The sequence below is a fragment of the Litorimonas sp. genome, from assembly GCA_029936425.1.
In the GTDB taxonomy this organism is placed as follows: domain Bacteria; phylum Pseudomonadota; class Alphaproteobacteria; order Caulobacterales; family Maricaulaceae; genus Litorimonas.
Genome location: JAPYSU010000005.1, coordinates 125,194 through 151,549 on the forward strand (window position 1 = coordinate 125,194; position 26,356 = coordinate 151,549).

Consider the following 26,356-nt stretch of genomic DNA (forward strand, 5'->3'; position numbering starts at 1 on the left):
CTCTTATATTTTTGCGAAGTTTAGTGTTTAAACGGGGCAAGTCCAATCTTACAATTAACCTTATTCGTAACCCCTCTTGCGAGAAGGTCAATGATGTCGATGAGCTTGGCATTATATCATTATTCGACGGAGCCTGAATATGACATCTAAAACCGGACTTCTTCTGGTTAATCTTGGCTCGCCTGACGCTCCAACGGCAGAAGCGACGCGTCGATATTTAGCCGAATTTCTGCATGACCATCGCGTTATAGATACGTCTCGTTGGATTTGGTGTCCGATTTTACATGGGGTAATCCTAAGAGTCCGTCCGTCAAAATCCGCGAAGGCTTACCGGTCTATCTGGAATGAACCAGAATTTTCGGACCAAGAAGATCTGACCGACACGGCGCCTCTGGTGCGAGTCACAGAGGCTCAGACAGCAGGCGTGCAAGCCATATTCGGCGACACAGTTCATGTCGAAACTGCCATGCGTTACGGCAATCCTTCAATCCCGTCCGCTCTAAACAAACTCACAGCAAGTGGCTGTGCGCGGATTGCTATTTTGCCGCTTTACCCACAATTTGCCGGCGCAACGACGGCATCGGTTTTTGACGGAATCGCAAAAGCGCTCAAGGGGCGTATGGATATCCCAGAAATTCGCTTCCTTAGAGACTATTATCAAGAAGAGGGTTTTATCAAATGCCTGGCGAATAGTCTGAAAGATCATTTGCAGACTTTGAACTGGAAACCGGAGGCCATTCTCGCCTCTTACCATGGCCTCCCGCAGAGCTATGTCGACAAGGGTGACCCATACCAATTAGAGTGCTTGAAAACGACGGAGCTGTTGCGACAACATACCGGTTATTCAAGGGACTATCTCTATTCAACCTTTCAGTCGCGCTTTGGTCCGAAAGCCTGGTTGCAGCCTTATACCGACAAGACATTGGAAAAACTGCCGTCACAGGGCGTAAAAAACGTCGCTGTCATGATGCCGGGTTTTGCAGCAGACTGCCTTGAGACCTTAGAGGAAATAAAGATTGAGGCGCGGGACAGCTTTTTGGAAGCAGGGGGAGAAAACTTTACGGCTGTGCCTTGCTTGAACACTCGAGCTGACCACATTGAATTCTTAGCCAGCCTCGCTAAAGAAAAGCTGTTAAAGGGATGGCTTTAATTTTTTGAATATGTCTTCAACCGTATTTTCTGGATTGAGGATATATTCGCTGGAAAGAACTGCGTCGGCCAAGGCCTCATAGCTTTCAGCTCTGGCTTCTAGCAATTTTGGATAGGATTCCAACACGGCGTCTTGGTCTGTTTGTCCAAGATTTTGGTCAAAGTAATTTTTCCAAATCAGGGGTTTGGGCTGCTGGAAATATTGAACCTTTAATCTTTTAAGTGCCGCTTCGCTCGCCTGGATATATACGACGTAGTGCGTTTCACATAATAGTTGGAGAACGTCATCTCCCGTATAGATAACGCTTCCCGTGGTATCGAGTATAGTATTGCGTTTATTGAGGGATAACGCTTTTCGAGTTGCGGACGTTTCAAGAGCAATCGACCTTTTTTCTCGGTCTGAGTAACCTTCGGAATAGGGCTGCCCCTGCCATTCAGCAAAACTAGCCATGTCGTCATGCCCGAGTTCTTCCCAAATCAACTTGTCGACTTCAACGAGCTCAAAATCAAACCGCTCAGCCAATCGCGTGGCTGTATAACTTTTTCCGATATTCGACATGCCGATAAACGCCAGACGCAATTTTCCGGACCTAAAACGGCTTTCAAATTCTGATAGGTTCAGTTTCATCTCTATCCGAGATAATCGGAAAGCGCGTCAAGCGTCGGGGCAAGAGACGTCACGCGTTTCTTCTGTTTCATGGATTTTGCTAAAGGCTCTGGCAGCTTAATTTTAGTATCAATTATGCGCTCGACACTATCAGCGAATTTTGCCGGATGCGCTGTTGCGACGGTCACCTTTATGAACTCTCGTTCAACATCTTTCGAGAACGCCTCCATAGCCAGATGCCCCACAGCTGTATGCGGACACATAATATATCCGGTTTTATTGAAAATCCGTCTAAGGTGACGTTCTGTTTCTTCGTCGGAGAAAGACGCGCCCCAGCAAAGTTCTGACACCTTATCGAAATCTTTGTCTAGCAGGTCCAGAATACGTGGAAAATTGTTTGGCCGCCCAATATCCATGGCATTGGAAAGTGTCGGCACAGAGGGACGTGGCCGATATTCGCCGTCTTCTAAGTAATCAACAAATGGGTCGTTTGAGTTGTTACCAACAACAAAACGATCGATGGGGGCGCCCATTTTCTTGGCGATGATACCGCCCGTCAGATTCCCGAGATTGCCCGAAGGAATCGAATAAACGAGGGATACTCCGGGATGGGCAGCCTTAACCTGCAAGGACGTCCAAAAGTAATAAAAGCTTTGAGGAATGACGCGGCCGACATTTATCGAATTAGCCGACATCAAGTTATGTTTTTCGCTCAAGACTTTGTCAGCAAAGGCGTCTTTGACAAGTTGCTGGCAATCATCAAAGCTGCCTTCCAGGCTCACGGCTTGGACGTTGGAATTATGGCCTCCAATAGTACAAAGTTGTTGTTCCTGGACTTTGCTGACGCCGCCTTCGGGGTAAAGTATGACAACCCGAATACCTTCTTGGTCTAGAAATGCGTCTCCAACTGCGCCGCCTGTATCGCCTGAGGTGGCCACCAAAATCGTGCGGGTCTGGCCCTTGGTTTTCATCAACTCTGAGGCAGAGCGTCCCATAAAGCGGGCGGCAAAATCCTTAAAAGCCAGGGTCGGGCCATGGAAAAGTTCAAGAATATACTCATCCGCAACCTCAGTCATGGCCGTGTCCAGCTCGGCTCCTTTAAATGTTTTCAAAGGAAGAGGAAAATTATACGCATCTTCACATAACGACTTTAAAGCCGCTTCGCTAAAAGCCTTATCAATGAAGTTTTTGGCAAGTTCAGCGGCGCAGGCCCAGAAGGGTAGCGCGCCCAATTTCGCCGTCTCTTCTGACTTATAAAAAGGGAGATTATCTGGCATCCACAAACCGCCATCAGGCGCGAGAGAGGCCAGTAACGCCTGACCGAAGTCAGCTTTCTCATCGTGATTAAGATGGGAATGATAAGTCATGTAGTTTTACTAAAGGAGTTTGGGAGGGACGCAAGGATTTCCCGCCGGTTGGGCAAACCTCGTTTTTATAAAGGTTGAGTTCGAACCATATGGGCCAAAATATTAACCATAGTCGCATGAGCAGGTGTGTCGCCCGTATTCGTCAGGCTGTGTTCAAAGTCGCCCCGATAGCGAATCGTCTCGCCTGCCTTAGCAACCCAGCGCTTTCCCCCGATCTCGACAGTGACTTCACCGGAAAGAATACTCAGATTCTCGACGGACCCGGCTGGGTGAGGCGAACTTTTAAGTACGCCGCTCGGTTGCGCCTGAAAATCATACCATTGAACCCATTGAACTGTGTCGATCGAGCCGATTATACGGAGTTCACATAAACCATCTTCGCTTTTCAGAAGTGGAATATCCTGCACAAACAGCTTTTCTATGAGAACGTCTTGATCTTCATCAGCCGATACCATGGCCTCGACACTGGTTTTCAATGCAAGGCTGAGTCGGGATAGGGTTGCCAAAGACGGGTTGGTCTCATTTTTCTCAATCTGGCTGATCATGGATTTCGCGACGCCAGACATTTCAGATAATTCGCCGAGCGATAATTTATCGGCGGTTCTTAAGCGGAGGATTGTCTGACCTAATTTTTCGGATAAAGCATCAGTTTCCGGGCAATATTGTCTTTTTTGTCTGGCCATGTTCTTTCCTGGTTCGCCCTCACGCCTCTGTGATGACTTTGCGAAAACTATTTTCCGCTTGGACTAGATTTTGTTCACTTCGTTCTATATATAGAACATTCAAACAAGGCAAGTGAGTAAAGCCAAGTGCATAATCACAAGCTTTAAACAAAGGCGGAAGACATGCGATACCTTCCTATACATATAGATACGAAAGATGTGACCCTTCGTGTTATTGGGGGCGGCGAGGCGGCGGAAGCCAAATTACGTACCCTGTTAAAAACAGAAGCGCGTCTCGAAGTTGTTTCCGATTCGATCAGCGCCGAAATATCGCGTTGGTCAGAGGATGGGCGTCTGGTATGGATTCAGAAAGCTTTTGATATATCTGACCTAGACGGCGCCAGACTGGTTTATGCGGCTACAGAAGATGATTCTCTGAACGCAGAAATAGCGGCGGCCGCGCATGAACGGGGAGTACTTGCAAATGCGGCGGACCAGAAGTCTGCCTGTGCTTTTATTACGCCCGCCTTGGTAGACCGGTCGCCCGTGCTGGTCTCAATTGGAACGGAAGGCACAACGCCGGGACTTGCCCGGGCGCTGAAAGCCGACTTGGAAAAACGCCTGCCGGCGGATCTGGGGAAACTCGCTTTACTCACGAAAAAACTTCGGGCCAAAGTGAAAACACATTTGCCAGACCTGTCAGACCGTCAAACCTTTTGGGCGAGAATATTTGGTGGGAAGGACCTTACGCACCAGCTGAGAAGCGACGCCAAGACTTTCACAGAAACTGTTGAAAATGCATTATTAAATCAATCAACGGTGAAAACAGGGCAAGTGGCGCTCGTAGGGGCGGGTCCGGGTAATCCTGACTTGCTGACCTTTGCCGCGCAGCAGGCCCTTCACGGTGCAGACGTCATTATATATGACCGACTTGTCAGCCACGAGGTCTTGGAGTTAGGGCGCCGCGAGGCTGAGTATATTTATGTTGGCAAGACCCCCAACGGCCCGTCCGTTACCCAAGACGATATCAATTCGATATTGGTTGATAAGGCCCTTAAAGGTTTTCATGTTGTACGCCTGAAAGGCGGAGATCCGCTTATTTTTGGACGCGCTGATGAAGAGATTTCTGTTCTTCATGACGCCGATATTCCTTTCCGTATTGTTCCCGGTATTACCGCCGCGGCCGGAGCGGCTGCAGAAATCGGAGCGTCTCTGACGACGCGCGGCAAAAACTCTTCAGTCACCTTCCTTACGGGCCATGACGTCAAGGGTTACGCCAAGCAAGATTGGAAGACGCTTGCCAAGCAAAATTCGCGAGCGATTGTTTATATGGGCGTTGGAGCGTCTAGATTTATTCAAGGGCGTTTACTTATACACGGCGCCTCTAAAGACACACCTGTTACAGTGGTCGAAAACGCAACCCGCCCGAACCAGAAGGTTGTAAGCACACAACTTTCATCAATGGCCGATGATATGGCCAAATCTCAAATCAAGGGACCGGCGGTTCTGATGCTTGGTTACTCGGCCAATAAAACTGAAATTCCTGATATTTTTAAGGCTGTTTCATGAGCTCTGCAAAACACAAAGGGAAGGGACCTCAGTCCCTTACCGCCAATACTTTACGAGATGGGCTCAGTGTCTGGCTCACGCCGGAATTTGAGTGGTCCATGAAATATGCGGAAGCCCTAACGACCGAAGATGATGACGTGATCGAAAAGATGGAAGCTTTTGGCGTAAAAAGCGAACACGCCAATGATGTCGTCGCGCCTTACTTCATTGATGTGGAAGTGGAGACGGGCCTTCCCGTCCGCTACCGCGAAAAATTCCGTGTCAGAGGCCCTAGCTATGACACGGCCACACTTGTTCCTCTTGATATTCAAAAGGTCTAATCATGTATCGTTATGACGAATTTGACGCCGAAATGGTGTCCTCCCGCGTGGCACAATTCAGGGGGCAGGTTGAACGCCGTCTCAACGGCGCCCTGAGTGAAGCCGAGTTCCGACCTCTGCGTCTAATGAACGGACTCTACCTCCAGCTGCATGCTTATATGCTACGGGTCGCCGTGCCATACGGGACGCTGAATTCCGAGCAAATGCGAAAGCTTGCCTATCTCGCGGATAAATATGACCGAGGATACGGCCACATTACAACACGTCAGAATATGCAGTTTAACTGGCCAGAGTTGACCGATGTGCCTGATATGCTTGAAGAATTGGCGAGCGTGGAGATGCACGCTATCCAGACATCAGGCAACTGCATTCGCAACGTAACGTCTGATCCCTATGCCGGCGCAATAGCCGATGAAATCGAGGATCCGCGCCCAACCTGTGAAATCCTGCGTCAGTGGTCAACGCTTCACCCGGAATTCTCCTTCTTACCCCGTAAGTTCAAGATCGCTGTTACAGCGTCTGAAAAAGACCGTGCGCTCATCCGCGCCCATGACATTGGTATCGAAATTATCAAGAATAAACAGGGAGAGGTCGGATATCGTATCCTTGTTGGCGGTGGTTTGGGCCGGACGCCGATTATCGGTCAGGTTCTCCGTGAATTCCTACCGCGCGTAGAGCTTTTGCCTTATTTGGAAGCCACTTTGCGCGTTTATAACCGCTTTGGACGCCGCGATAATAAGTATAAGGCCCGGATTAAGATCCTTGTTCAGGAAACAGGGATAGAGGATTTCCGCAATTTGGTCGAAGCGGAATATGCCGACCTTGTTCCCTTGGATATTTCAGTTTCGCCGGAAGAGGTGGATCGCATCCATCGATACTTCACGCCCCCAGAGCACAAGGGCTTGCAAGACATTAAAATCAAAAGCGATGATCCCGGCTTTTCCCGCTGGCTTAAGCACAATGTTTTGCCGAATAAGGTTCCTGGCTATTCGATCGTCAATATTTCTCTGAAGCCGAAAGAAAGAGCGCCGGGGGATGTGACCTCTGAGCAAATGCGGGTCATCGCCGACTTGTCCGACGAATTCAGTTTTTCCGAGATACGCACCACGCATCAGCAAAACCTTGTTCTTCCTCATGTTGAAACGTCCGAGCTTGAAAACGTTTATAAAAAGCTTGTCGCCGCAAAAATGAACGAAGGAAATATCGGCCTCATTACGGATATTATTTGCTGCCCCGGTATGGATTTTTGTTCTCTTGCGACAGCCAGATCTATTCCTGTTTCCCAAGCCATAGCAGAGCGATTTTGGGACGCAGAGCGGCAAGCCATGATCGGCGAAATGCAGATCAAAATTTCGGGCTGCATCAATGCCTGCGGCCATCACCATGTCGGTCATATTGGCATTCTCGGCTTAGAGAAAGCCGGCGTTGAATTCTACCAGGTAAAGATCGGAGGCGACCCTTCCGAAAATGCGGCGCTTGGCCAGATTACAGGTCCAGGCTTTTCGCAGGAAGAGCTTATCGACGGGATCGAGCGCATGGTCGATCACTATATTGAAATTCGCGAAAACGAAGAACGCTTTATCGACACGGTGCGCCGCGCCGGTGTCGATAGCTTCAAAGAGGTCCTCTATGTCGACTAATCTTTTGATAACGGGCGGGCAGCCTAAACCGCCCCCGCCAGAGGAAAACATTCTCTCAATTGAAGACTTTGCCGGTCATAATAGCGCGGATATTTTGCGCGTTGGCGGCGATGAAAGTCTCGAAAATGTCGAGCCTCACCTAGAACGTGCCAAAACAGTTGTTGTGAACTTTCCGGCATTTACGGATGGCCGGGGATTTTCATTGGGACGGCTTCTGCGTAAACGCGCGGGGTATGAAGGAAAACTCATTGCTGAAGGCCCGCTCATTCCTGACCAATATGCTTTCGCCATGCAATGCGGTTTTAACGCCGTAAAGCTGGAACAGAACCTATTTGAGCGTCACACAGAAGGTGATTGGTTCAAGGCCTTGGATCAATTTGATCTGACATATCAGCGGGGATATGCCGTGCCGTCCGGGCCTGCCACCAGCGTTTTGGATGCCCGCCCGACCGGGTTTCGAACAACCGAAAACTCCAAAGACCCATATCATGGGCTTTCCGCGGAGAGTGCATTAAAAAAAGCGATTGAGGCCTATGGGGGACAGATTGTACTGGCATCCTCTCTTGGCGCGGACTCTGCCGTGCTCCTTCATATGGTCTCTGAAATCGAACCCGACCTGCCGATCATCTTTCTCGACACGGGAAAGCACTTTCGGGAAACCTTGGCGTATCGCGATATGCTTATTGACGATTTGGGGCTGACAAACTTCCAAAATATCCGCCCTGATCCGGCAGAAGTAAAATCTGAAGATCCGAAAGGAGACCTTAATCAGTCTGCCCCGGATGCTTGTTGCGATCTCCGAAAAGTGCGGCCTCTGGATAAGGTGATCCGTCAGTATGGCGCCCGCATTACGGGACGCAAGCGATACCAGACACCGCAACGCGCGGACATGCCGATTTTGGAACTTGGCGGAGAACAGGTGAAGGTCAACCCGCTTGCCTATTGGAGCGCGAAAGACGTGACAGCCTATATGCGTCGTCACGACTTGACTCCGCATCCGATGCTTGCTCTTGGCTATCTCTCGATCGGATGTCAGCCTTGTACGACCCGGGTCTCCGCCGGCGAAGATCCAAGGGCAGGGCGCTGGCGCCATTCCGACAAAACCGAATGCGGCATTCACTTTGTAGATGGAAAATGGCAACCCATTCCGGTCAATAAAACCTATGAGGTGTTTTAGGGTTTTTGTCCTAATCGTTTAAGAGTGACGCGATTGAAGCACTTCAATTGCGTCCGTCAATGAGAGTCCCTTAGCCCGCAAGAGTACAATAAGGTGATATAACAAATCGGCGCTCTCACCTAAGAGGGCTTCGTCGTCTTCGGCGACCGCGGCGAGGGCGGTTTCGACGCCTTCTTCGCCGACCTTTTGCGCGGCGCGGCGCAAGGGCCCCGAAAGTAATTTTGCGGTGTAGGAATCATCCGGGGAGGCGCCAACGCGGCCTTTGACCACTTTATCGAGGTGCCCCAAAAAGCCCACTCCGCTGGCCCCGTGATCACCGAAACAGGACACAGTGCCCCTATGACAAGTTGGCCCTTCCGGGTTTGCCATCACCAGGAGTGTGTCATTATCGCAATCGACCGTCATGGAAATCAGATTCAAGTAATTTCCACTGCTTTCGCCCTTCGTCCAAAGCGTTTTGCGAGAACGACTATAGAATGTGACCTGATTAGTCTCATAAGTCTTAGCAACACTTTCCTTGGACATATACCCTAGCATTAGAACCTGAAGCGTTTGAGCGTCCTGTACAATCGCTGGGACCAGGCCATAACCTTTGTCGAAATTAATATGTTCTGAGATGTTCATCATAATCTTATCGCTATCCCGGAGTTCGAGAGGTCTGACTTCAAGGTTGGAATGGATATAATATTTTTATGAAAGACGCTGGCGGCGAGCGCGCCGTCTACATTGGCCTGCTCAAATACATCTTTGAAATGGGAAATTTCACCTGCTCCGCCGCTGGCAATGAGAGGTACGGCGCACACGTTCCGTACGGCGGCGAGCTGTTTAATGTCATAGCCCTTGCGGACGCCGTCCTGATTCATACAATTAAGCACGATTTCGCCCGCTCCGCGTTCGCAGGCCTCTTCTACCCATGACAGGGTTTCGCGGCCCGTTTCACGTTGCTTATTCGGGTCGCCTGTGTGAGAGCGGACCCGATAGGTTCCTTTATCTTCAAAACTATCAATTCCAACCACAATACATTGCTGGCCGAAAGCGTCGCTCATTTCGGTAATGAGGCTCGGGTTCATCAGCGCCGGAGAGTTGATACTGATCTTGTCGGCGCCTGCGGCCAACCTGGCGCCAGCGGCCTCAACCGTTTTAATTCCGCCCGCAACACAAAAAGGAATATCAAGGACTTGTGAAACTTTCTTCACCCAATCCGGACTGACAGATCGGTCATCTACTGACGCTGTGATGTCATAAAAGACAAGCTCATCCGCGCCCGCGTCGCGGTAGCGTAGCGCTAAATCCAGAATGCCGCCAACATCCTCATGATTCTTAAACTGTACACCTTTGACGACGCGTCCTTCGCGGACGTCTAGGCAGGGTATTATACGTCTCGCTAACATGCCACTGCATCTGAAACCGAGAACTTGTTCTCGTAAAGTGCCTTACCGATAATGATTCCGTGAGGTTTCAAGGCTTTAAGCGCCTTAACATCTTTGATCGAGCCCACGCCGCCAGAGGTAATCACGTTTAAAGTTGGGTAATTGGACTGAACCTCTTTATAAAGATCAACATTCGAGCCGCCCAGAACGCCGTCCCGGCCAATATCCGTAATCAAAACCGTATTAAGGCCGGATCCGGAATAATCATCCAATATTTCCCAAAGGGATCTCTTGCCCGCTTCCAACCACCCCCGGGTTGCGGGGAAAGGCACGCCATTCTCGTCCAAATTCACGTCCAGAGCGACAACAATTTTAGAAGGGGTGACTTCATTCAGCCAGAATTTGACCATTTGCGGATTCGTCACGGAGAGAGAGCCGACCACAACCCGGTCTATACCGCCGTCAAGAAGCCGCTGAATCTGCGAAAGGTCACGGATGCCACCGCCGGTTTGAACCTTGAGCCCGCTTTCTGCGGCAATTTTCATAATCAAATCAGACTGAGATGACTTGCCGTGCTTCGCGCCGTCGAGATCTACAATGTGCATTCGCTCTGCGCCTTCTGCGGCAAAGCGTTTAGCGACGTCGATAGGATCCTCGTCGTAATCGGTACGTTGATTAAAGTCGCCTTTGTACAGGCGGACGCAGCGTCCATTTATAAGATCAATAGCCGGGATAATCATGCGGGCAGGTCCAGAAAATTCTTCAATATACGTGAACCCGTGGCACTACTGCGTTCCGGGTGAAACTGGCAACCCCTGAAATTGCCTTGCCGTATAATGGCGCTGAAAGAACTACCATAATCGCATTTCATCAGCGTGTAATCGCCGACAGGGGCAGCAAAGGAGTGAACGAAATAAGCATACTCATCCTCATTGATTCCTTTTAATAACGGATCCTCTTTTACGGTTGAAAGCGTATTCCAGCCCATATGCGGGCTTGGATTATTTTGGGTGTCCAGGGCTCCGACATGGCCTTTGACAACTCCAAAGCCTTCAACTTGCTGATCTCCTTCTTCCAATGTTTCAAATAAGAGCTGCATTCCCAGGCAAATACCCAAAACAGGTTGCTTCAATCCCCGCACCACGGGGACGAGATTTCGATCTCGGATTTTTTCCATGGCATAAGGCGCACTGCCAACACCTGGCAGAACAACGCGCTCGGCCTGTTCTATGCGACTAGCCACAGCCGTAATTTCAGACTCAACGCCCAATCGCCCAAAGGCAAAAGCGACCGAAGAAAGATTAGCGCAGCCCGTATCGATTATAATCAAACTCACGCAAGCATACCTTTGGTCGACGGCATTTCTGACGTGCCGGTTTTGGCAAAGGCGGGACGCAGCGCGCGGCCCACGCCTTTAAAACAGGCTTCAACAATGTGGTGGGAATTATCACCCTGCACATCAATATGAATCGCCGCGCCAAGGCTCTGCGCCAGACTTTCGAAAAAGTGCGGGCACATTTCGACCGGGAATTCACCAATATGATCTGTCGGGAAAGTGCCTTTAAAAACAGCCGCCGGACGACCTGACAGATCGATAGCGACTTTAGCCTGAGTCTCATCCATCGGCATCACAAAACCGTACCGTCCAATACCGGCCTTGTTTCCTAAGGCCTGCCGCAGAGCCTCTCCGAAGGCGAGGGCGGTATCTTCCACCGTATGGTGGGCATCAATTTCCAGATCGCCCTTACAGGTAAGACGCAATCCCATCCCGCCATGTTTGGCGATCTGTTCTAGCATATGATCGAAAAAACCTAGCCCGGTTTCAATTTCGACCTTGGACGTGTCATCAAGATTGACGCGTACGGCGATGTCGGTCTCTTTGGTTGTGCGAAAGATTTCTCCAACACGTTCAGCTTTGTCATCGGCGACGACACCAAAGGCTTTCAGGGCGAGTGTATTTTCCGCCGGAGAACCAATGGATATGCGCATGCGGCCAGTTGTTGATCGATAATCGCGAATTTTAATAGCTCGCTTGCTTAGTTCTCTGATTAAACCTTCATCCTCTTTCACTTCTAAGAGCAAAAAGTTTGCTGCAGAGGGATAAACGGCTTTCACGAAAGGCGATTTTTTGAGCTCTTTCGCCATACGTTCGCGTTCTTCCAGCGTTTCAGCCAAACGCTCAGCATGAACGCCCATTGCGGCTGGGGCGAGGGCGCTCAAAATTGCATTCTCAACAGGCCTGGCAATCGGATAAGGCGGTAAGACTTTAAGCATCAACTCAATCACCCGCTCATCTGCAATTGCGCACCCGCCGCGCACTCCGGCAAGAGCGTAAGCTTTGGACAGCGTCCGTAGAATAACAAGATTGGGATAGTCGGTTATATCGCCAATAAAGCTCTCACTTTCAGAAAACTCGATATACGCCTCATCTACCACGATAAAGGTGTCGGGAAATGCTGTCGCCAATTCCAATACAGAATTACGAGCAATTTCATTGCCGGTCGGATTGTTTGGCGAGCAAATGAAAATAGCCTTGAGCTTTTTCGTCTCCGATGCGGCTTTATGAATACCCTCTACATCCCAATCATAGGTGTCAGATAGCGGCACTTCGATAGTTTTGGCGCCCTGAATATCCGCTACAGTTTTGTAGTAACCAAAGGTCGGAGGGCATATCAAAATACTGTCCTGACCGTCTTCACAAAAAGTCCGAAGCAGGATCTCAATGCCTTCATCTGCACCTCGCCCGACCAGTATGCGCTGGGGCTTTGTGCCGTAAATATCGGCCAAGCGCTGACGCAGAGCAGGCGGTTGTTGCTCAGGGTAGCGGTTATAATTCCCGACCCCCGTCACCGGCGGAGGCGCATAAGGATTTTCATTCGCATCCAAGTGTAAAGCGTCTGTGCTTCCGCCTCGAGCAGAATAGCTGTCAAACGCCAGCACCGCTTTGCGGGCAATTGAATATGGCCAGTCAGTTTTAGTCATTAAGCGTCTCCAATCGTAGTGAGACGGCCCGTCTATGGGCTTCCAGTTCTTCCATCGTCGCGAGTCTCTCCACGGTAGGGCCGAGGTTTTTTAAACCCTTTTTGGTCAGGCGTTGCACGCTGATATATTTGATAAAGCTTTCCAGGGTGACGCCGGAGTAAGACCGCGCCGCGCCATAAGTCGGTAGGGTATGGTTCGTACCGCTCGCATAATCACCGACAGCTTCCGGCGTCCACGGACCAAGAAAAATTGACCCTGCATTGCGAATGTTTGGCACCAGCATTTCCGGATCTTTCATCTGGATTATCAAATGCTCAGGCGCGTAACGATTGACGATATCGACTACATCGGCTCGGCTCTCGGCAATAATCATGCGCGCATAATCCAGCGCTTGCTCTGCGATTTCTTTACGCGGCAGACTTTGAAGCTGTTCCTGCACCGCGTCTTCAATTTCTTGCGCCTTGTCCGAAGAAGTCGAGACGCAAACAACTTGTGCAAGGGTGTCATGCTCCGCTTGGCTAAGCAAATCAGACGCCACGAATGTCGCATTGGATTTCCGCCCTGCTAAAACCATGGCTTCTGATGGCCCTGCCGGGAGGTCAATACCCGGCCCGCCGGGTTCCTGGGCGGCTAGGGATTTCGCTGTGGCCACCCAAGCATTCCCGGGACCAAATATCTTGTCACATTTTGGGATGGTTTCCGTGCCGTAAGCTAATGCGGCTATGGCCTGCGCGCCTCCGCATGCATAGACGGCGGTAACGCCACATCGATAGGCGGCAGCCAATATGGCTTGGTTAACTTGACCATTCTTTGCGGGCGGCGTCACGATAATTCGGTTGCGAACGCCTGCGACTTTGGCGGGAATAGCCAGCATTAACAGAGTTGAAACAAGAGGGGCCGTTCCTCCCGGCACATAAAGCCCCGCCGTACTAATCGCGCGTGATTCCCGACGGCAATAAACACCCTTCATAGTCTTTACGGAGATATCCTGGGGTTTTTGAGCGAGATGAAACTGCTCGATATTGCTCTTGGCTGTTTCAATGGCTGTTTTATCTGCGTCGGGCAGGGCCTCCCATGCAGACTCCAGCTTTTCTTCTGGAATGAGGAAGGACTGGGACGAGACGCCGTCAAATTTCGTCGTGTAATCTTTGACCGCTTTATCACCGTTGGATTTAACCCCTGCCATTATCTCTCGTACAGATGCAACGAGCTTGTCATCCGCAATAGCCGCGGGGCGGGAGAGGGCGTTCTTACGCATCTCTTCCGATAAATCTGACCAGTAGAAACGCTCCATGACTAACTCATCATCTTTTCGATCGGTAAGACCAAAATTGCCCGGGCGCCTAGAGCTTTTAAATCTTCAAGAGTTTCCCAGAAAATATTTTCTGTGCAGACAGCCTGTAGCGCAACGAGATTGTCTTTGCCTGCCAGAGGAATAATTGTCGGAGAGTCCGATCCCGGAAGCAATTCCGTAATAGCCTCGACCTTATCCTTGGGCGCATTGAGCATAATATATTTCGTTTCAGAGGACTTGATTACGCCGTCAATGCGGCTCATCAATTTGCTAAGAAGCGCTTGTTTATCAGAAGAGAGCTTACGGCCAGACTGAATCAAAACAGCTTCACTCTCCAATATAGTTTCAAATGCAATGAGCCCGTTGGCTTCGAGCGTTGCGCCCGAAGATACCAGATCGCAAATAGTTTCCGCTATTCCGATAGACGGTGCCAATTCGACCGCGCCTTTCATCTCAACAGATTTAGCAGAAATACCGCGCTCTTTGAGAAAGTTTCCAAGCACGCCAGGATAGGTTGTGGCGATGCGGGTTCCGTCTAACTGCTCTGTCTTGCTGATGTCCCCATCGCTTGGAGCCGCTAGGGACAGTTTGCAACGCGAAAAACCCAGACGCATAGTGATTTCGGCGTCCAGTCCTTCACGACTGACGAGTTGTTCTTCTACAAGAACATTCTCTCCAACAATACCAATATCGGCGGCGTCATTGGCAACAAAACTCGGAATATCATCGTCGCGGACAAGTAAAAGATCGATTGGCATGTTTTTCACGCGGGCGAGCAATCCGCCGCCGCGTATCGCAAAGCGCAAACCACACTTTTTCAGAAGTTCGAAGCTATCATCAGCCAAGCGCCCCTTTTTTTGAAGAGCAATTCTCAAACGATCGGTCATGTCTCTACTTTCGATTTTTCGTCGGCTATTTTGTCGAGGGCATAGCGATAGCCACCATGAGGCTCATCGCGTAAAAATCTGGCGACGCGGCCAATCGTTGTTGTGCTGACACCTGTTTTGGCTCGTATATCTCGATAGGAGAGCTCGTCTTGCTCTAAAAGCTGAGCAACGGCCCAGCGCTCCGTCATAGCCCTGCGTTCGGCGGGCGTACAGAGGTCTGTCAGAAAAGCCGCAACGGCCTTGTCCGTATCCAATTTCGCCAAAGTTTTTTCAAGTGTCTGCATGATGTCTCACTGTGCTATCGTGCTAATACAGACACACATAAAGACTGCAAGAGTAAAATGCCAGTAAATATGTAAAAAGGTCTAATATCTGTCTTTAGTCAGGCTTACAGATGAAAGTGGACTGCACAGGCACCCCTTGATCAAAAGGCGGAAACACGGAAAGGCAATTCCACCCTGATTCGGACAGGATTTCTTTGAGATAGGCAACTCTATAGCCACTCATCTGACCGGGTTTTTCAGGGTTCCACTCCATATATTGAACGCCAGATTCGGCTTGTTTTTTCAAATCTCTCAGATGCGATTCAGGGAATGAAGCTAAGACACCTTTGTCGCCGCCTTCCATTTCGAACGCGGCGTGACCTTCTCCCTGAATACACGCCGTGAACACTAGCCAGCCATTAGAAGCGATAGAGTTTCTTGCGAGATCAAAAGTCTTACGGGCCTCATCCGGGTCCTGATGCGTAATGACGGAGAACATCGTGATAATATCATATTCACGGGTCAGAGACCGATTGAGGGACGCAAAATCATCACCGCCTTGAGGATTGTAATAGTTGTTTTTTTGATTTGCGTAGAGAAAATCAAAACGCGGGTCACTGATCTCATTTTGTAAATATTTAATGAGGTCAGCGTCCAGCTCAATACCCGTGTAATGCCCGACCTCCATGTCATTTTCCAATATCGTTCGAACCATTCGGAAGCCGCACCCAATATCCAAAACGGATTTTTTGGCAAAGGATTCTATGCCGAGCTTGGAACACACATAATCCAAAACCATTTTACCCGTTTCGGCGGGCTTCCCAAGTTTTCGGACATTTTTGGAGTTCTTGCTGGGTTCGTATTTTTTGTTATCTTTCGCCATGGGGGTATCCAAAAACCTATTCATTTTCTGTCGCATCACATGTGCTCTCAATAGACTCAATTTCGGCTCGATACGCCTCAATCACGAACCGGTCGGATAAATCCGGATTTCTATTTTCTCTCATTTCTCGCATAAATTCTAATAACTTATCGACATTTTGAAAATTCACTGCACAAGGTTGAGTTTTTAAGAGGTTATTCTGTTCTCCGGGATCGTTTCGGATGTCAAAGTAAGAAACGAGATCCTCAAATCCTATCTCGGTTCGCCTTCGGTCTAATTCCTGAACCAAAAGTTTTTTGCCCTCTTGGTCTATCGCTGTAAAATTATAAGCCTGTTTTCGGTCATGCCCCCCTTCGTTGTAAAGCATCTCGCGGCTTTCATAGGAGAGATCATCAAACACTTTATAAAAGCTCAGACCGTCTAAATCCTCTGTGGATATATCCTCGCCCGCAATGTCGAAAAATGTTGGAAACAGGTCAGCAGAATGGACCAACATGTCAGTACGGCTCGTCGGAATGTCGTATTCTCCTGGATGAGAAGACCATATCATGAGCGGGATACGGACGCCGCCCTCATAAAGACTTGATTTCCCTCGATACCATCCCTCATTCGTTCCGACAGGCCCTTGGTAAACATCATTTGCCGTGCCGTTATCTCCCATGAAAACAAAGACGATGGGCCTTTGAGTCGATTCGCTCAATCCGGATACGAGTCGTTCAAGCTCGCCATCGAGCGCCTCCAACATGGCAAATACGTATTTGTCTGCCTTCGGGTCTCTTTTGACCCCGCCGTGAATTATGCTGTCAGGTATTTTTTCCGGTAGATTGTAGCTATGCAACTCTCTCGGTGGAACATGCAGAGGGATATGCGGGATCACATAATTTACAAAGTAAAATTGAGGCCCTGAGGCCCTAGATTGAAAATCATTTAAAACCGCATCTGTGATCTGCACGGGTTTGTATTTTTCTCCCCACCCAACATCCTCACCGTTGACATACCACCGATATTCGGATGGAAAGTAGTTGTAGGTATAATACTGTCTCGGGTTGCCCTCGAAATAATCGAAACCTTGTTCACTCGGATTATTCAGATTGTCTGTTTCATTCTCACCATAACTCAAATGCCACTTTCCAAATGCGGCGGATCGGTAACCGGCTCCGGTTTCTTTTATTTTTTCCGGAATAGTCGTTTCCGTAAGAGGGAGTTTGGGAAGTTTGGAGTACACATCATTTGCGCCGTGACGGTACGAATAGCGGCCTGTCAAAATTCCGGCGCGAGTCGGTGTGCAATAGGGATTAGCATAGGCCCGTTCGAACACTAACGATGTTGAGCACCGTTTTTCCATATTCGGCATGAGTTTCAGATCATTCAAGCAGGGTCCCAAGTCTGCCCCCAGATCATCCGATGTGATGTAGACAATATGCGGTTTCAGGGATCGCTTAGCGGGAGCAGAAGATGAACTGGCGGTTGAGCCAACATCATCTACATCTGACGTATTAGTATCTTGATCCGTACAGCCGCAGAGACTGAGGAATAGCGCAAAGCAGGGTATTGCAGCAACAGAAGGTTTCATCGTCTCATCTTTAATACGATCTAGATTTATCTCAGCTTGCATTTTCCCATGAGCCTGTAAACTCATAGAGAGGGATGATTGCTTGTTTCTGTTTTGGAAAGTGGCGGGCGGGGAGGGATTCGAACCCCCGATAGGCTTGCACCTATGCCGGTTTTCAAGACCGGTGCATTCAACCACTCTGCCACCCGCCCACGGGTGTAAATTGAGCGTGCGCAGCGCTTAGTCAATTTTGAAACGCCGTTCAACCCATTTGTCAGAGATGAGGTGAGAAAAGGTAAAAGAATATTGTTCCGCTCTAATTCAGAGCAATGTGAAGGCTGAGTGACGGAAATGTAAGGAGCTTATCTGGCATTTTTCTGTCACGGTGCGGTGGATCGCAAGGTGAGGATGAGGGGATTAACCAAATCCTTACCTAGAATTTTGATAAGGTATTCACGGTAATCTCTAACCCAGACTTAAAGCTGTTTGTCTAAATATAGGTTCAATGAAAATAGTCAGAGAGGCAAAACGTCCTAACTGTTTTCAGCCATAGAAGACGGGTCACCCTAGTTATTTACTTTGGTTTGGCCGACACAGTGAAAGTGGGTACAGAGAATGAAAACGGTAAGACAAAAGAGACTGTTAAAGATGAGCATATCTGCGATAATGATGATGACATTGAGTGCCTGCGCCTCAACTAACATCGTCAAAGTTTCTGAAGCGGCCCCTATCACTTACAAAATGGAACAAGGCGTCACCAAATATGCCTCTTTGGAAATGCCCTCTGCGCCAAACAGCCTTCAACATCGTCGTCCCTCAACATTACAAGACCTGCCGTCTCCTTATCTGCCTCAGGCAACCGTCCCAAGAGGGCCGAAATTCAATCCGCACGACGTGGATAAGGATCTCTATTCACATCAGAAAATTGGCCAGCCTTATAAAATGGCGGGTTCGACCTATGTGCCAAAGCACGACCCTAAATATGATAAATCCGGTCTAGCCTCCTGGTATGGCCCAAAATATCATGGTCGCCCAACCGCCAGCGGAGAGATATTCAACAAGAACGATCTCACGGCGGCCCACAAGACATTGCCAATGAATTCAATGGTTCACGTTGAGAACTTGACAAACGGCCGCACACTTACTGTTCGGATTAATGATCGCGGCCCATTTGTCACAGGCCGTATTATCGACTTATCCGAGGCTTCCGCAAAAATATTGGGTTACACTCAAGACGGCACAGCGCGGGTTCGAGTTCGATATATGGGCCCTGCCGATCCTAACGCCGCGCAGAAGAGTGCCCAATCGCTACCTCCCGTTTTTGAGGATCCGTCTTTAACGGTCGAGGCTCCGGCTCCAAAGTCTATGCCCTTTTCAGGCCCTCAGGATACTGCACCAATGATGCCGAAGGAATATCATGAGCGCGATTATTTCGATATTGAGCGTTCTCCAGACGCGCAAGAATATAATTCACCGATTGCGCCTTCCGCGCCTCAACTTGCGCCGGAAGCCGGACTGCCAGACTCAGACGGTCAAGTTACGCTGACTATTAAAGGCCCTATCCGCATGGCGAAAAGTGAAAACAGCCAGGCGAAATTTATTCCGGCCGTTCACTACAGCAGCAAGAAAAATAATAATTAAACATCTCTATCTGGCCGCAGCCCGGCCTTGCGATTATCAAAAAGCTGTGTGAATAAACTAGGTGTCCTTCGGGGCACCTTTTTTGAGTCTTCACCCAAAGATAGGGGCGAAGAATTAACCGGGATATTTGGTCTTCATGCGTATTTTTTCGTCTCTTCTGCTTACTACTTTCTTCCTTCCTGTCGCGGCGCTCGCCCAGACCTCCTCTTCGGGGTTTCAAACTAACGCCCCTCATGCCGTTATCTATGACTACAATAGTCAGGAAGTTCTTTTCAAAAAGGCTGCCGAAAGACCTATACCTCCGGCGTCCATGACAAAAATCATGACGGCAGTTATGGTTTTTGAAGCATTGGAGTCCGGCGAAATCACAATGGATACAGAGTTTCCGGTGAGTGAAGAAGCATGGCGACGCGGCGGTGCAAAATCCGGCTCCTCTACAATGTTCTTAAAATTGAATTCTATGGTGCGGGTCGAGGACCTCCTACACGGCGTTATTACGCAATCTGGCAATGATGCATGTATCGTTTTGGCTGAAGGCTTAGCGGGCTCAGAAAGTGCTTTTGCTGCGCGCATGACGGCTCGGGCTCAGGCACTGGGAATGAACAGCGCAAACTTTGTAAATTCCACCGGGTGGCCTGACCCCGGCCACGAAATAAGTGCATTGGACCTAGCCAAATTGGCAGATTATACGATTCGCGAATTTCCGGAGTATTATAAACTTTATGATATACGCAGCTTTACCTGGAACGGGATCAAGCAGGGGAATAGAAACCCTCTACTGGGCCGGTTCACAGGCGCGGATGGTCTGAAAACGGGTCATACTGAAGTTTCCGGATATGGACTCGTAGGATCTGCTGAAAGAGATGGAGAACGCCGAATAGTTGTTTTGAACGGAACCGAAAGTATGGCCGAACGTCGCGATACGGCCATATCCCTCATGACAGCCGCTTTCACTCAGTTCAAAATATATGATGTCTTTAATGCATCAGAACGAATCGCTGAAGTTGATGTCTATATGGGCAAGGCCTCCAAGGTCGGCGTAAAGGCAGCTGAACCTGTCAAAGTCGGGTTGGCTCGGATCAATAGGTCAGGACTCAGGTCCGAACTTCACGCGAAAACAGCAATTGCGCCTGTAATGGCAGGCGATGAGATTGGTGAAATCATAATTTATGATGGTGAGACAGAGCTCAAAAAAGTTAAGGCTGTGGCCGCCGAAGACGTCAAAGAATTGTCAGGAGTGGGGAAAGCCTGGGCCTCTCTGCTAAAAACGATCAGGGGCTAGGACATGGAACGCGGACAGTTCATTACTTTTGAAGGCGGTGAGGGCGCCGGAAAGACAACACAGGCCAAGAGACTTTGCGAAGCTTTACAGAGCGCGGGAGTCGAAACGCTTATGACCCGTGAGCCCGGCGGCACTTTTGGCGCAGAGGCCATTCGCGACCTGGTTTTAACAGGGACCGAAGAACGCTGGTCAGGCATGACTGAGCTCCTCCTAATGTATGCTGCGCGCCTGGATCACGTTGAGAAGCTTATCAAACCCGCTCTGGCCCGTGGGGTTTGGGTGGTCAGTGACAGATTTGCGGACTCCAGTCTGGCTTATCAGGGATATGCCCGCGGACTAGGCCCGGATCGGGTCAAGGCCGTGCACGCTGCAGTGATGAACGGCTTTAAACCCGACCTTACAATTCTTTTCGATATTGATCCGATACTTGCTCAAAAACGCGTAGAGACACGTGGCGAAGAAATGTCCCGTTTTGATAGGGAGGCAATAGATTTTCACAACACATTGCGAGAAGCATTCTTGGACATTGCCAATGATAATGCCGAAAGGTTTTTCACACTTGATGCCGGCGGAAGCCGAGACGCCATTCACAATCGAATCGTACATGCCCTTTCAACGCGGTATCCTGAGCTGGCCGGAAAATTGAGCAGTTCGGAGAGCTAGGTGGCGAAAGGGTTTGAGACTGAGGACTTACCGGAATCAGATCGCGCGCCGGGATGCCGTCATCCCCGTGAGACCTATGAGCTGCTTGGTCATGGTGAGGCGGAAAGAAAATTCATCCACGCAAAAGAATCAGGCCGCCTCCATCACGCCTGGCTGCTCACTGGACCGCCTGGGGTCGGAAAAGCGACTCTAGCCTACCGTATGACCCGGTCACTTCTAGGCGGCAAATCCTTGATGGAGGATAGCCTCAATATTCCTTCAACTGATCCGGTAGCGCAGCGTATTGAGGCGAGGGGACACGGTAATTTTTTCGTCGTGAACAGACCTTGGGATACAAAAACAAAAAAATTCAAACAGGACATTCCTGTCGACGCTATTCGCGCGATTAGTGGATTCCTACAAGGGACAGCCTCTGAGGATGGGGGGTGGCGTGTCGTTCTTATCGACACAGCAGATGATTTGAATAGCAATGCAGAAAATGCCCTGCTGAAAATGTTGGAGGAGCCTCCACAGCGAACCGTGATGATCTTACTCTCTTCTTCACCGGGGCGTTTATTACCAACTATCCGATCAAGATGTCTGAATGTTCCGTTGAAAACGGTTTCAAAGTTGGAGATCAAAGAGTGGTTAAACAAGCAAGGCGAGGCGTCACCGGATCTTATAGAGGCCTGCGCGGTGTTGAGCCGTGGCGGTCCTGGCAAGGCGGTTGCCCTAGCGCAAAATGCCAAAGAAGTTCTGATGCCTTTAAAAAGGTTCCTTGCATCGTTAGCCGGGGGTCAGGACAGTATAGATATGTCTATTGCCAAGTCGCTGGCCCCACAAAATTCAGCTGTCTCTAGAGCTTTATTTTGGGATGTTTTGGAAGACTCAATACAATATTGCGCGATGCATTCTCAAACAGGAATCTGGGAAGGGGCGTTCGAACCACCCAAACTGACAAAGAATTCTGATAAGTGGATTTCCGCTTGGTCAACAATACGCGACCAAAAATCCGTAGAGACAGCTATCAATACTGACAAAACAGCGACCATGCTTAACACACTAAGCGCGGTAAGGGCGGCCTGATGTTGATAGATAGCCACGTCAATCTCCATGGAGAGAAATTTGCAAATGACTTGCCGGATGTCATCGAAAGAGCAAAACAGGCTGGCGTCAACGGACTTCTGAATATTTGTTGTAACATCAAAGATTTTGAAGCAACACTCAATGTTGCGAAACGCTCAAAAGGCATATGGGCAAGTGTTGGCACGCATCCCCATGATGCCAAAGACAATCCTGACATAACGGCGGAAGAACTGGTCAAAATGGCAGAGCATTCAAAAGTCATTGGCATTGGTGAAACCGGATTTGATTTTCATTACGGATACAGCTCCGAAGCCGAGCAAATCTACAATTTTCAGGCTCACATTGATGCGGCCCGAGAACTTCAAATACCGCTTATAATCCACACCCGCGAAGCTGACGATTTAATGATGAAGACGCTAGACCGGGAAATGGCAAAAGGGGCGTTTCCTGCTCTTATGCATTGCTACACATCAGGCCCGGAACTTGCAAAAGAAGCGGACGCAATGGGATGTTATTTCTCAGTCTCCGGCATTGTGACATTCAAGAATGCACATGACGTACGCGCCATCATAGAAGTCATGCCGGAAGATCGCATCATGGTAGAAACGGACTGCCCTTATCTGGCCCCGGTGCCCTATCGCGGGCGCCGTAATGAACCTGCCTATGTAAAAGAGGTCTGCCAAGGGCTTGCGGATGTCAAAGGGTGGTCTTTTGAAGAGACGGCTAAGCGAACAACTGACGCATTTTTCAATCTCTTCCAAAAAGCAGATAGAGCAGATTTATGGGATTGAGAGCCGTCATTCTCGGATGCGGATCCTCTGGCGGCGTACCGCGTGTCGGTGGCGACTGGGGATTTTGCGATCCGTCAAATTCAAGAAACAAGCGCTCCCGCTCTTCGCTTTATGTTGAGTATTGGGATGGCGAGGACATGCCGGCGCCGGTAAACCGTACGGCTATCGTAATTGATACGAGTCCCGATCTTCGGGAACAATTCCTAGCGGCTGATATCAAACGACTCGACGCCGTTGTCTTTACGCATGAACATGCGGATCAAAGCCACGGTATTGATGACTTGCGGGCAGTTGCTTATCGGATGCGGACCCAAATTCCAACATACATGGATCAAAACACCAAAGACCATGTCCATTCACGGTTTAACTATTGCTTTGAAATGCCCGAAGGCCGGGTTCATCCGCCCATCCTAAAACTTCAGCCTCTGATGAAAAATGGCGATCGGGTTCAGATAGACGGACCGGGAGGAACACTGACGCTCGATGTTTTCCAAGTAAGCCACGGCCCGACCACTTCTCTGGGCTTCATCTTGGACGGCCAACTTGGCTACGCGCCGGATGTATGGGACGTGCCGGACGAAGCGATTGAGGCTCTGGCCGATGTTGATACATTCATCGTTGATAGTCTCCGCTATAATTCACATCCAACACATGCCAATACGGATAAGTCCCTGTCTTGGCTGGCCAGAGTTCGAGCGAGACAAGGTATACTGACCAATCTGCATATTGATATGGATTATGAGACCTTGAAAGCCGAACTTCCGCCCATGGCTGTCCCGGCCTATGACGGAATGGAAATTATTCTCCCTCTAATGGCGGTTCAAAAGGCGGCCTGAGACCCCAAAACTGTAGTTCCCATTTCCCGTCAACTCGTGTCAGTTTCGATACGCTTCCGGTTTTTATTTTCCGGTCTTCAACTCGCAGAGATAGGGCATCCAGCAGAAAACGAGCTACCCCGTTACTGGTCACAACCAATGTCGTTTGCGCCTCTAATGTAGCTATAAATTTGGCCCAATGGATTCGGTAATATTGTGGGTCTACATTCCATCCCGTCGGAACAACGGTGTTATCTTCCCAATCCTGCAGAGCCTCCTCGCCTAGTCGGGCTATGACCTCTGTCTCCGGCTTTCCTTCGTCTGGTCCGTAGTCGATTTCACGGAGGAACTCGGCATTTTGAATTTCAATATTCTGGTTTTGGCAAATCGCCTCTGCGGTCTGTATTGTGCGTTTTAAGGGCGAGCTAAAACAGGCGTCCAATGACGTATTCCTAAAGGCTTCGGCCAAGGTCGCGGCTTGATCTTTCCCGCTTTGCGAAAGGGGTAAGTCGGTTCTCCCGCCGACTCGTAAAATTTCGTCGCCCTTATCAAAGGTGTTGCCATGTCGGACAATATAGAGCGTCTTGCTCATAAATGCGCCAGGATAGCTTCGGCGCGGCGCAAGTCTTCGGGCGTATCAATGCCAGAGATGTCCACTTCCGAGGGATTGACTTTGACGCAGCCAATGGACAATCCATTTTCAAGGCAACGTAGCTGCTCCAGCCCTTCCAATTGCTCCCAATGGCCTAGCGGCAATGAGACGAACTTTTCCAATGCCGACTTGCGATAAGCATAGAGCCCGATATGGCGGCAGACCGGGGAGAGGGGGGAGGCGTATCTCAGAGCCTCTTCTTTCCGGATAGCCGGAAGGATATTTTTGGAAAACCAGAGCGCTTTGCCGTGTTCATCCGAAACAACGCTTGTGCCGCTAAAAGGCGTTTCAACCTTATCGGACCTCATCTGGTCAAGCGCGTCCCAATCCAATTGAATATAGGGTGTGGCAACATCAAAACCGGGTTCTTTTTCGAGAAGGTCTAAAACAGCGATAACATGCTCTGGCGGCGTAAATGGCGCGTCTCCCTGTAAATTTACAATGATATCAATTGACTGGCCCGATGTGTTCTCAAAATTTCTTACGGCTGCCAAAGCGCGATCACTTCCAGACGGCAGCTCCGGGTCGGTCATGACATATTGAATTCCAATTTCAGCGCAATGGGTGGCTATTCGCCCATCATCCGTCGCAACCAGCGCAACACAATCCTTTAGATCGTCCGCCGCTTTTTGAGCATTCCGGTAAGTACGCTCGACCATTGTCTGGCCGCCCAGCATGGCCAGGGGTTTGCCGGGAAAACGCGTCGAGGCGTATCGGGCGGGAACTATAATCGCGCTAGACATAACCGGCCGCTAAAAGAGATTTCAGATCCACCAAGGCGAGGGGCTTTCCGCCCTGTACGACGAATGCATTTCCAATACGGCGGGCCGTGAATTCATCTACCACCCTTCCCATCCTTTGCTCTTTCGAAACCGTGAATGGGCTGGGGGTCATGATGTCCGTCGCGCTCATTTCAAACAAATTCGGCCCCATGGCCCGGCGCAAATCACCATCCGTTACAATCCCGATCAAAGCCCCGTTTTCATCCGTAATGCCAACACATCCCAATCCACCTTCTGTTATCGCCAGAACGGTTTCGGCCATATCGGCTTTATAATCTATCAGAGGGTTTCCTGCTTGAGTGCGCTCCATCCAATCCGAGACTGTCTGTAAGCGTAAGCCAAGCTTACCGCCCGGGTGGCGCCTACCGAAATCTTCTGATGTGAAGCCCCGCTTTTGCATGACAGAAACAACCAAGGCATCTCCCATGGCAAGAGTATTTGTCGTTGATGTCGTCGGGGCCAGTCCATTCGGGCAAGCTTCGGCCACTTGCGGAAGGAGGAGGGCGGTTGTTGCGGCTTTAGCCAGGGTCGATTCAGGTCGAGAGGTTATCGCGATAACTTTGACCTTCTCTTTTTTGGCGTAGTTAAGGACATCGAGCAGCTCTCGACTTTCCCCGGAATTTGAGAGGGCCAGGAGTATAGAACCTTTGGCAATCATGCCGAGATCGCCATGACTGGCTTCGGTTGGATGCATGAAAAAGGCCGGAGTTCCGGTCGAGGCAAAACTTGCCGCTATCTTCTGACCGACATGGCCTGATTTACCGACGCCGGCAACGATGAGATAGCCATCAGATTTTAAAATAATATCAACAGCTTGAGAAATAGAGCTCGTGTCAATGGACTCTAATAGAGCGGTCAAGCCGTCACGTTCCTGGCGCACCACATTACGGGCAAATTCTGCGATCTCTGTCGACGTATTCATAGGGCACCTATAGGCGGTTCG

Annotated in this window: 27 protein-coding genes and 1 tRNA gene; 11 read left to right on the top strand and 17 right to left on the bottom strand. The window is 49.7% G+C overall.

Annotated features, from left to right (window positions below; translation table 11 throughout):
* The first annotated feature begins 139 nt into the window (after positions 1-139).
* Complete coding sequence (gene hemH / locus ACN0IC_RS06760; RefSeq protein ID WP_416878006.1) at positions 140-1,150, top strand: ferrochelatase; 1,011 nt, start codon at positions 140-142, stop codon at positions 1,148-1,150.
* Here hemH and ACN0IC_RS06765 read toward each other — a convergent pair.
* The 3 genes from ACN0IC_RS06765 to ACN0IC_RS06775 all read right to left on the bottom strand — a co-directional run bounded on the left by ACN0IC_RS06765 (position 1,133) and on the right by ACN0IC_RS06775 (position 3,806).
* A complete protein-coding gene (locus ACN0IC_RS06765) occupies positions 1,133-1,777 on the bottom strand; it encodes a shikimate kinase (protein ID WP_416878007.1) in 645 nt (214 codons plus the stop codon). The two genes, hemH and ACN0IC_RS06765, sit on opposite strands and share 18 nt — an antisense overlap.
* A gap of 2 nt (positions 1,778-1,779) precedes the next feature.
* The gene (thrC, locus tag ACN0IC_RS06770) at positions 1,780-3,123 is read right to left on the bottom strand and encodes a threonine synthase (protein ID WP_416878008.1); all 1,344 of its coding nucleotides are present in this window, start codon (positions 3,121-3,123) and stop codon (positions 1,780-1,782) included.
* 65 nt (positions 3,124-3,188) lie between these two features.
* Complete coding sequence (locus ACN0IC_RS06775; protein WP_416878009.1) at positions 3,189-3,806, bottom strand: helix-turn-helix domain-containing protein; 618 nt, start codon at positions 3,804-3,806, stop codon at positions 3,189-3,191.
* Positions 3,807-3,968: 162 nt separating this feature from the next.
* Here ACN0IC_RS06775 and cysG point away from each other — a divergent pair, with 162 nt between their 5' ends.
* From cysG to ACN0IC_RS06795, 4 genes are read left to right on the top strand one after another with little or no spacing between them, the layout of a single operon-like run.
* Positions 3,969-5,354, top strand: coding sequence for a siroheme synthase CysG (gene cysG, locus ACN0IC_RS06780; RefSeq protein ID WP_416878010.1), 1,386 nt, complete (start codon positions 3,969-3,971; stop codon positions 5,352-5,354).
* Entirely contained in the window at positions 5,351-5,674 is a 324-nt protein-coding gene (locus ACN0IC_RS06785; RefSeq protein ID WP_416878011.1) for a DUF2849 domain-containing protein, read from the top strand. The genes cysG and ACN0IC_RS06785 overlap by 4 nt, the downstream gene beginning before the upstream one ends.
* Before the next feature lie 2 nt (positions 5,675-5,676).
* Positions 5,677-7,314: a nitrite/sulfite reductase gene (locus tag ACN0IC_RS06790; RefSeq protein ID WP_416878012.1), complete on the top strand. Its 1,638-nt coding sequence runs from the start codon at positions 5,677-5,679 to the stop codon at positions 7,312-7,314.
* A complete protein-coding gene (locus tag ACN0IC_RS06795) occupies positions 7,304-8,491 on the top strand; it encodes a phosphoadenylyl-sulfate reductase (protein ID WP_416878013.1) in 1,188 nt (395 codons plus the stop codon). The genes ACN0IC_RS06790 and ACN0IC_RS06795 overlap by 11 nt, the downstream gene beginning before the upstream one ends.
* An 18-nt stretch (positions 8,492-8,509) precedes the next feature.
* Here the strand turns inward: ACN0IC_RS06795 and hisIE are convergent, their stop codons facing one another.
* The 11 genes from hisIE to ACN0IC_RS06850 all read right to left on the bottom strand — a co-directional run bounded on the left by hisIE (position 8,510) and on the right by ACN0IC_RS06850 (position 17,934).
* Complete coding sequence (hisIE, locus tag ACN0IC_RS06800) at positions 8,510-9,115, bottom strand: bifunctional phosphoribosyl-AMP cyclohydrolase/phosphoribosyl-ATP diphosphatase HisIE (protein WP_416878086.1); 606 nt, start codon at positions 9,113-9,115, stop codon at positions 8,510-8,512.
* A complete protein-coding gene (hisF, locus tag ACN0IC_RS06805; RefSeq protein ID WP_416878014.1) occupies positions 9,115-9,882 on the bottom strand; it encodes an imidazole glycerol phosphate synthase subunit HisF in 768 nt (255 codons plus the stop codon). Before hisF ends, hisIE begins: the two co-directional genes overlap by 1 nt.
* Positions 9,876-10,601, bottom strand: a complete 726-nt coding sequence (gene hisA / locus ACN0IC_RS06810; protein ID WP_416878015.1) for a 1-(5-phosphoribosyl)-5-[(5-phosphoribosylamino)methylideneamino]imidazole-4-carboxamide isomerase — start codon at positions 10,599-10,601, stop codon at positions 9,876-9,878. Before hisA ends, hisF begins: the two co-directional genes overlap by 7 nt.
* Positions 10,598-11,197, bottom strand: a complete 600-nt coding sequence (gene hisH / locus ACN0IC_RS06815) for an imidazole glycerol phosphate synthase subunit HisH (RefSeq protein ID WP_416878016.1) — start codon at positions 11,195-11,197, stop codon at positions 10,598-10,600. Before hisH ends, hisA begins: the two co-directional genes overlap by 4 nt.
* Positions 11,194-12,843, bottom strand: a complete 1,650-nt coding sequence (gene hisC, locus ACN0IC_RS06820; RefSeq protein WP_416878017.1) for a histidinol-phosphate transaminase — start codon at positions 12,841-12,843, stop codon at positions 11,194-11,196. Before hisC ends, hisH begins: the two co-directional genes overlap by 4 nt.
* Complete coding sequence (gene hisD / locus ACN0IC_RS06825; protein ID WP_416878018.1) at positions 12,836-14,137, bottom strand: histidinol dehydrogenase; 1,302 nt, start codon at positions 14,135-14,137, stop codon at positions 12,836-12,838. The genes hisC and hisD overlap by 8 nt, the downstream gene beginning before the upstream one ends.
* 2 nt (positions 14,138-14,139) lie before the next feature.
* A complete protein-coding gene (hisG, locus tag ACN0IC_RS06830) occupies positions 14,140-15,024 on the bottom strand; it encodes an ATP phosphoribosyltransferase (RefSeq protein WP_416878019.1) in 885 nt (294 codons plus the stop codon).
* Entirely contained in the window at positions 15,021-15,308 is a 288-nt protein-coding gene (locus ACN0IC_RS06835; RefSeq protein ID WP_416878020.1) for a YerC/YecD family TrpR-related protein, read from the bottom strand. Before ACN0IC_RS06835 ends, hisG begins: the two co-directional genes overlap by 4 nt.
* 94 nt (positions 15,309-15,402) lie before the next feature.
* Positions 15,403-16,170: a class I SAM-dependent methyltransferase gene (locus tag ACN0IC_RS06840; protein ID WP_416878021.1), complete on the bottom strand. Its 768-nt coding sequence runs from the start codon at positions 16,168-16,170 to the stop codon at positions 15,403-15,405.
* A gap of 16 nt (positions 16,171-16,186) precedes the next feature.
* On the bottom strand, positions 16,187-17,743 hold the full coding sequence (locus ACN0IC_RS06845; protein WP_416878022.1) for a sulfatase: 1,557 nt from the start codon (positions 17,741-17,743) through the stop codon (positions 16,187-16,189).
* A 101-nt stretch (positions 17,744-17,844) separates the two neighbouring features.
* Positions 17,845-17,934, bottom strand: a tRNA-Ser gene (locus ACN0IC_RS06850).
* Between the two features lie 436 nt (positions 17,935-18,370).
* Here ACN0IC_RS06850 and ACN0IC_RS06855 point away from each other — a divergent pair.
* The 6 genes from ACN0IC_RS06855 (at position 18,371) to ACN0IC_RS06880 (ending at position 24,000) form a co-directional block, all read left to right on the top strand.
* Positions 18,371-19,363 carry a septal ring lytic transglycosylase RlpA family protein gene (locus tag ACN0IC_RS06855; RefSeq protein ID WP_416878023.1) on the top strand — a complete coding sequence of 331 codons (993 nt, stop codon included), beginning with the start codon at positions 18,371-18,373 and terminating at the stop codon, positions 19,361-19,363.
* A gap of 136 nt (positions 19,364-19,499) precedes the next feature.
* The gene (locus ACN0IC_RS06860; protein WP_416878024.1) at positions 19,500-20,645 is read left to right on the top strand and encodes a D-alanyl-D-alanine carboxypeptidase family protein; all 1,146 of its coding nucleotides are present in this window, start codon (positions 19,500-19,502) and stop codon (positions 20,643-20,645) included.
* A gap of 3 nt (positions 20,646-20,648) precedes the next feature.
* A complete protein-coding gene (tmk, locus tag ACN0IC_RS06865; RefSeq protein ID WP_416878025.1) occupies positions 20,649-21,308 on the top strand; it encodes a dTMP kinase in 660 nt (219 codons plus the stop codon).
* Positions 21,309-22,373 carry a DNA polymerase III subunit delta' gene (locus ACN0IC_RS06870; RefSeq protein WP_416878026.1) on the top strand — a complete coding sequence of 355 codons (1,065 nt, stop codon included), beginning with the start codon at positions 21,309-21,311 and terminating at the stop codon, positions 22,371-22,373.
* Positions 22,373-23,164 (top strand): TatD family hydrolase, encoded by a 792-nt coding sequence (locus tag ACN0IC_RS06875; protein ID WP_416878027.1) that lies wholly within the window; start codon positions 22,373-22,375, stop codon positions 23,162-23,164. The genes ACN0IC_RS06870 and ACN0IC_RS06875 overlap by 1 nt, the downstream gene beginning before the upstream one ends.
* Positions 23,155-24,000 carry an MBL fold metallo-hydrolase gene (locus ACN0IC_RS06880; RefSeq protein WP_416878028.1) on the top strand — a complete coding sequence of 282 codons (846 nt, stop codon included), beginning with the start codon at positions 23,155-23,157 and terminating at the stop codon, positions 23,998-24,000. Before ACN0IC_RS06875 ends, ACN0IC_RS06880 begins: the two co-directional genes overlap by 10 nt.
* On the opposite strand, the gene ACN0IC_RS06885 is transcribed toward ACN0IC_RS06880, so the two are convergent.
* Genes ACN0IC_RS06885 through ACN0IC_RS06895 form a run of 3 tightly spaced genes read right to left on the bottom strand, consistent with a single transcriptional unit; the run spans position 23,963 to position 26,335 of the window.
* Positions 23,963-24,571 (bottom strand): histidine phosphatase family protein, encoded by a 609-nt coding sequence (locus ACN0IC_RS06885; protein ID WP_416878029.1) that lies wholly within the window; start codon positions 24,569-24,571, stop codon positions 23,963-23,965. The two genes, ACN0IC_RS06880 and ACN0IC_RS06885, sit on opposite strands and share 38 nt — an antisense overlap.
* A complete protein-coding gene (locus ACN0IC_RS06890) occupies positions 24,568-25,374 on the bottom strand; it encodes a 3-deoxy-manno-octulosonate cytidylyltransferase (RefSeq protein ID WP_416878030.1) in 807 nt (268 codons plus the stop codon). The genes ACN0IC_RS06885 and ACN0IC_RS06890 overlap by 4 nt, the downstream gene beginning before the upstream one ends.
* Positions 25,367-26,335 carry a KpsF/GutQ family sugar-phosphate isomerase gene (locus tag ACN0IC_RS06895; protein ID WP_416878031.1) on the bottom strand — a complete coding sequence of 323 codons (969 nt, stop codon included), beginning with the start codon at positions 26,333-26,335 and terminating at the stop codon, positions 25,367-25,369. The genes ACN0IC_RS06890 and ACN0IC_RS06895 overlap by 8 nt, the downstream gene beginning before the upstream one ends.
* Positions 26,336-26,356: the final 21 nt, after the last annotated feature.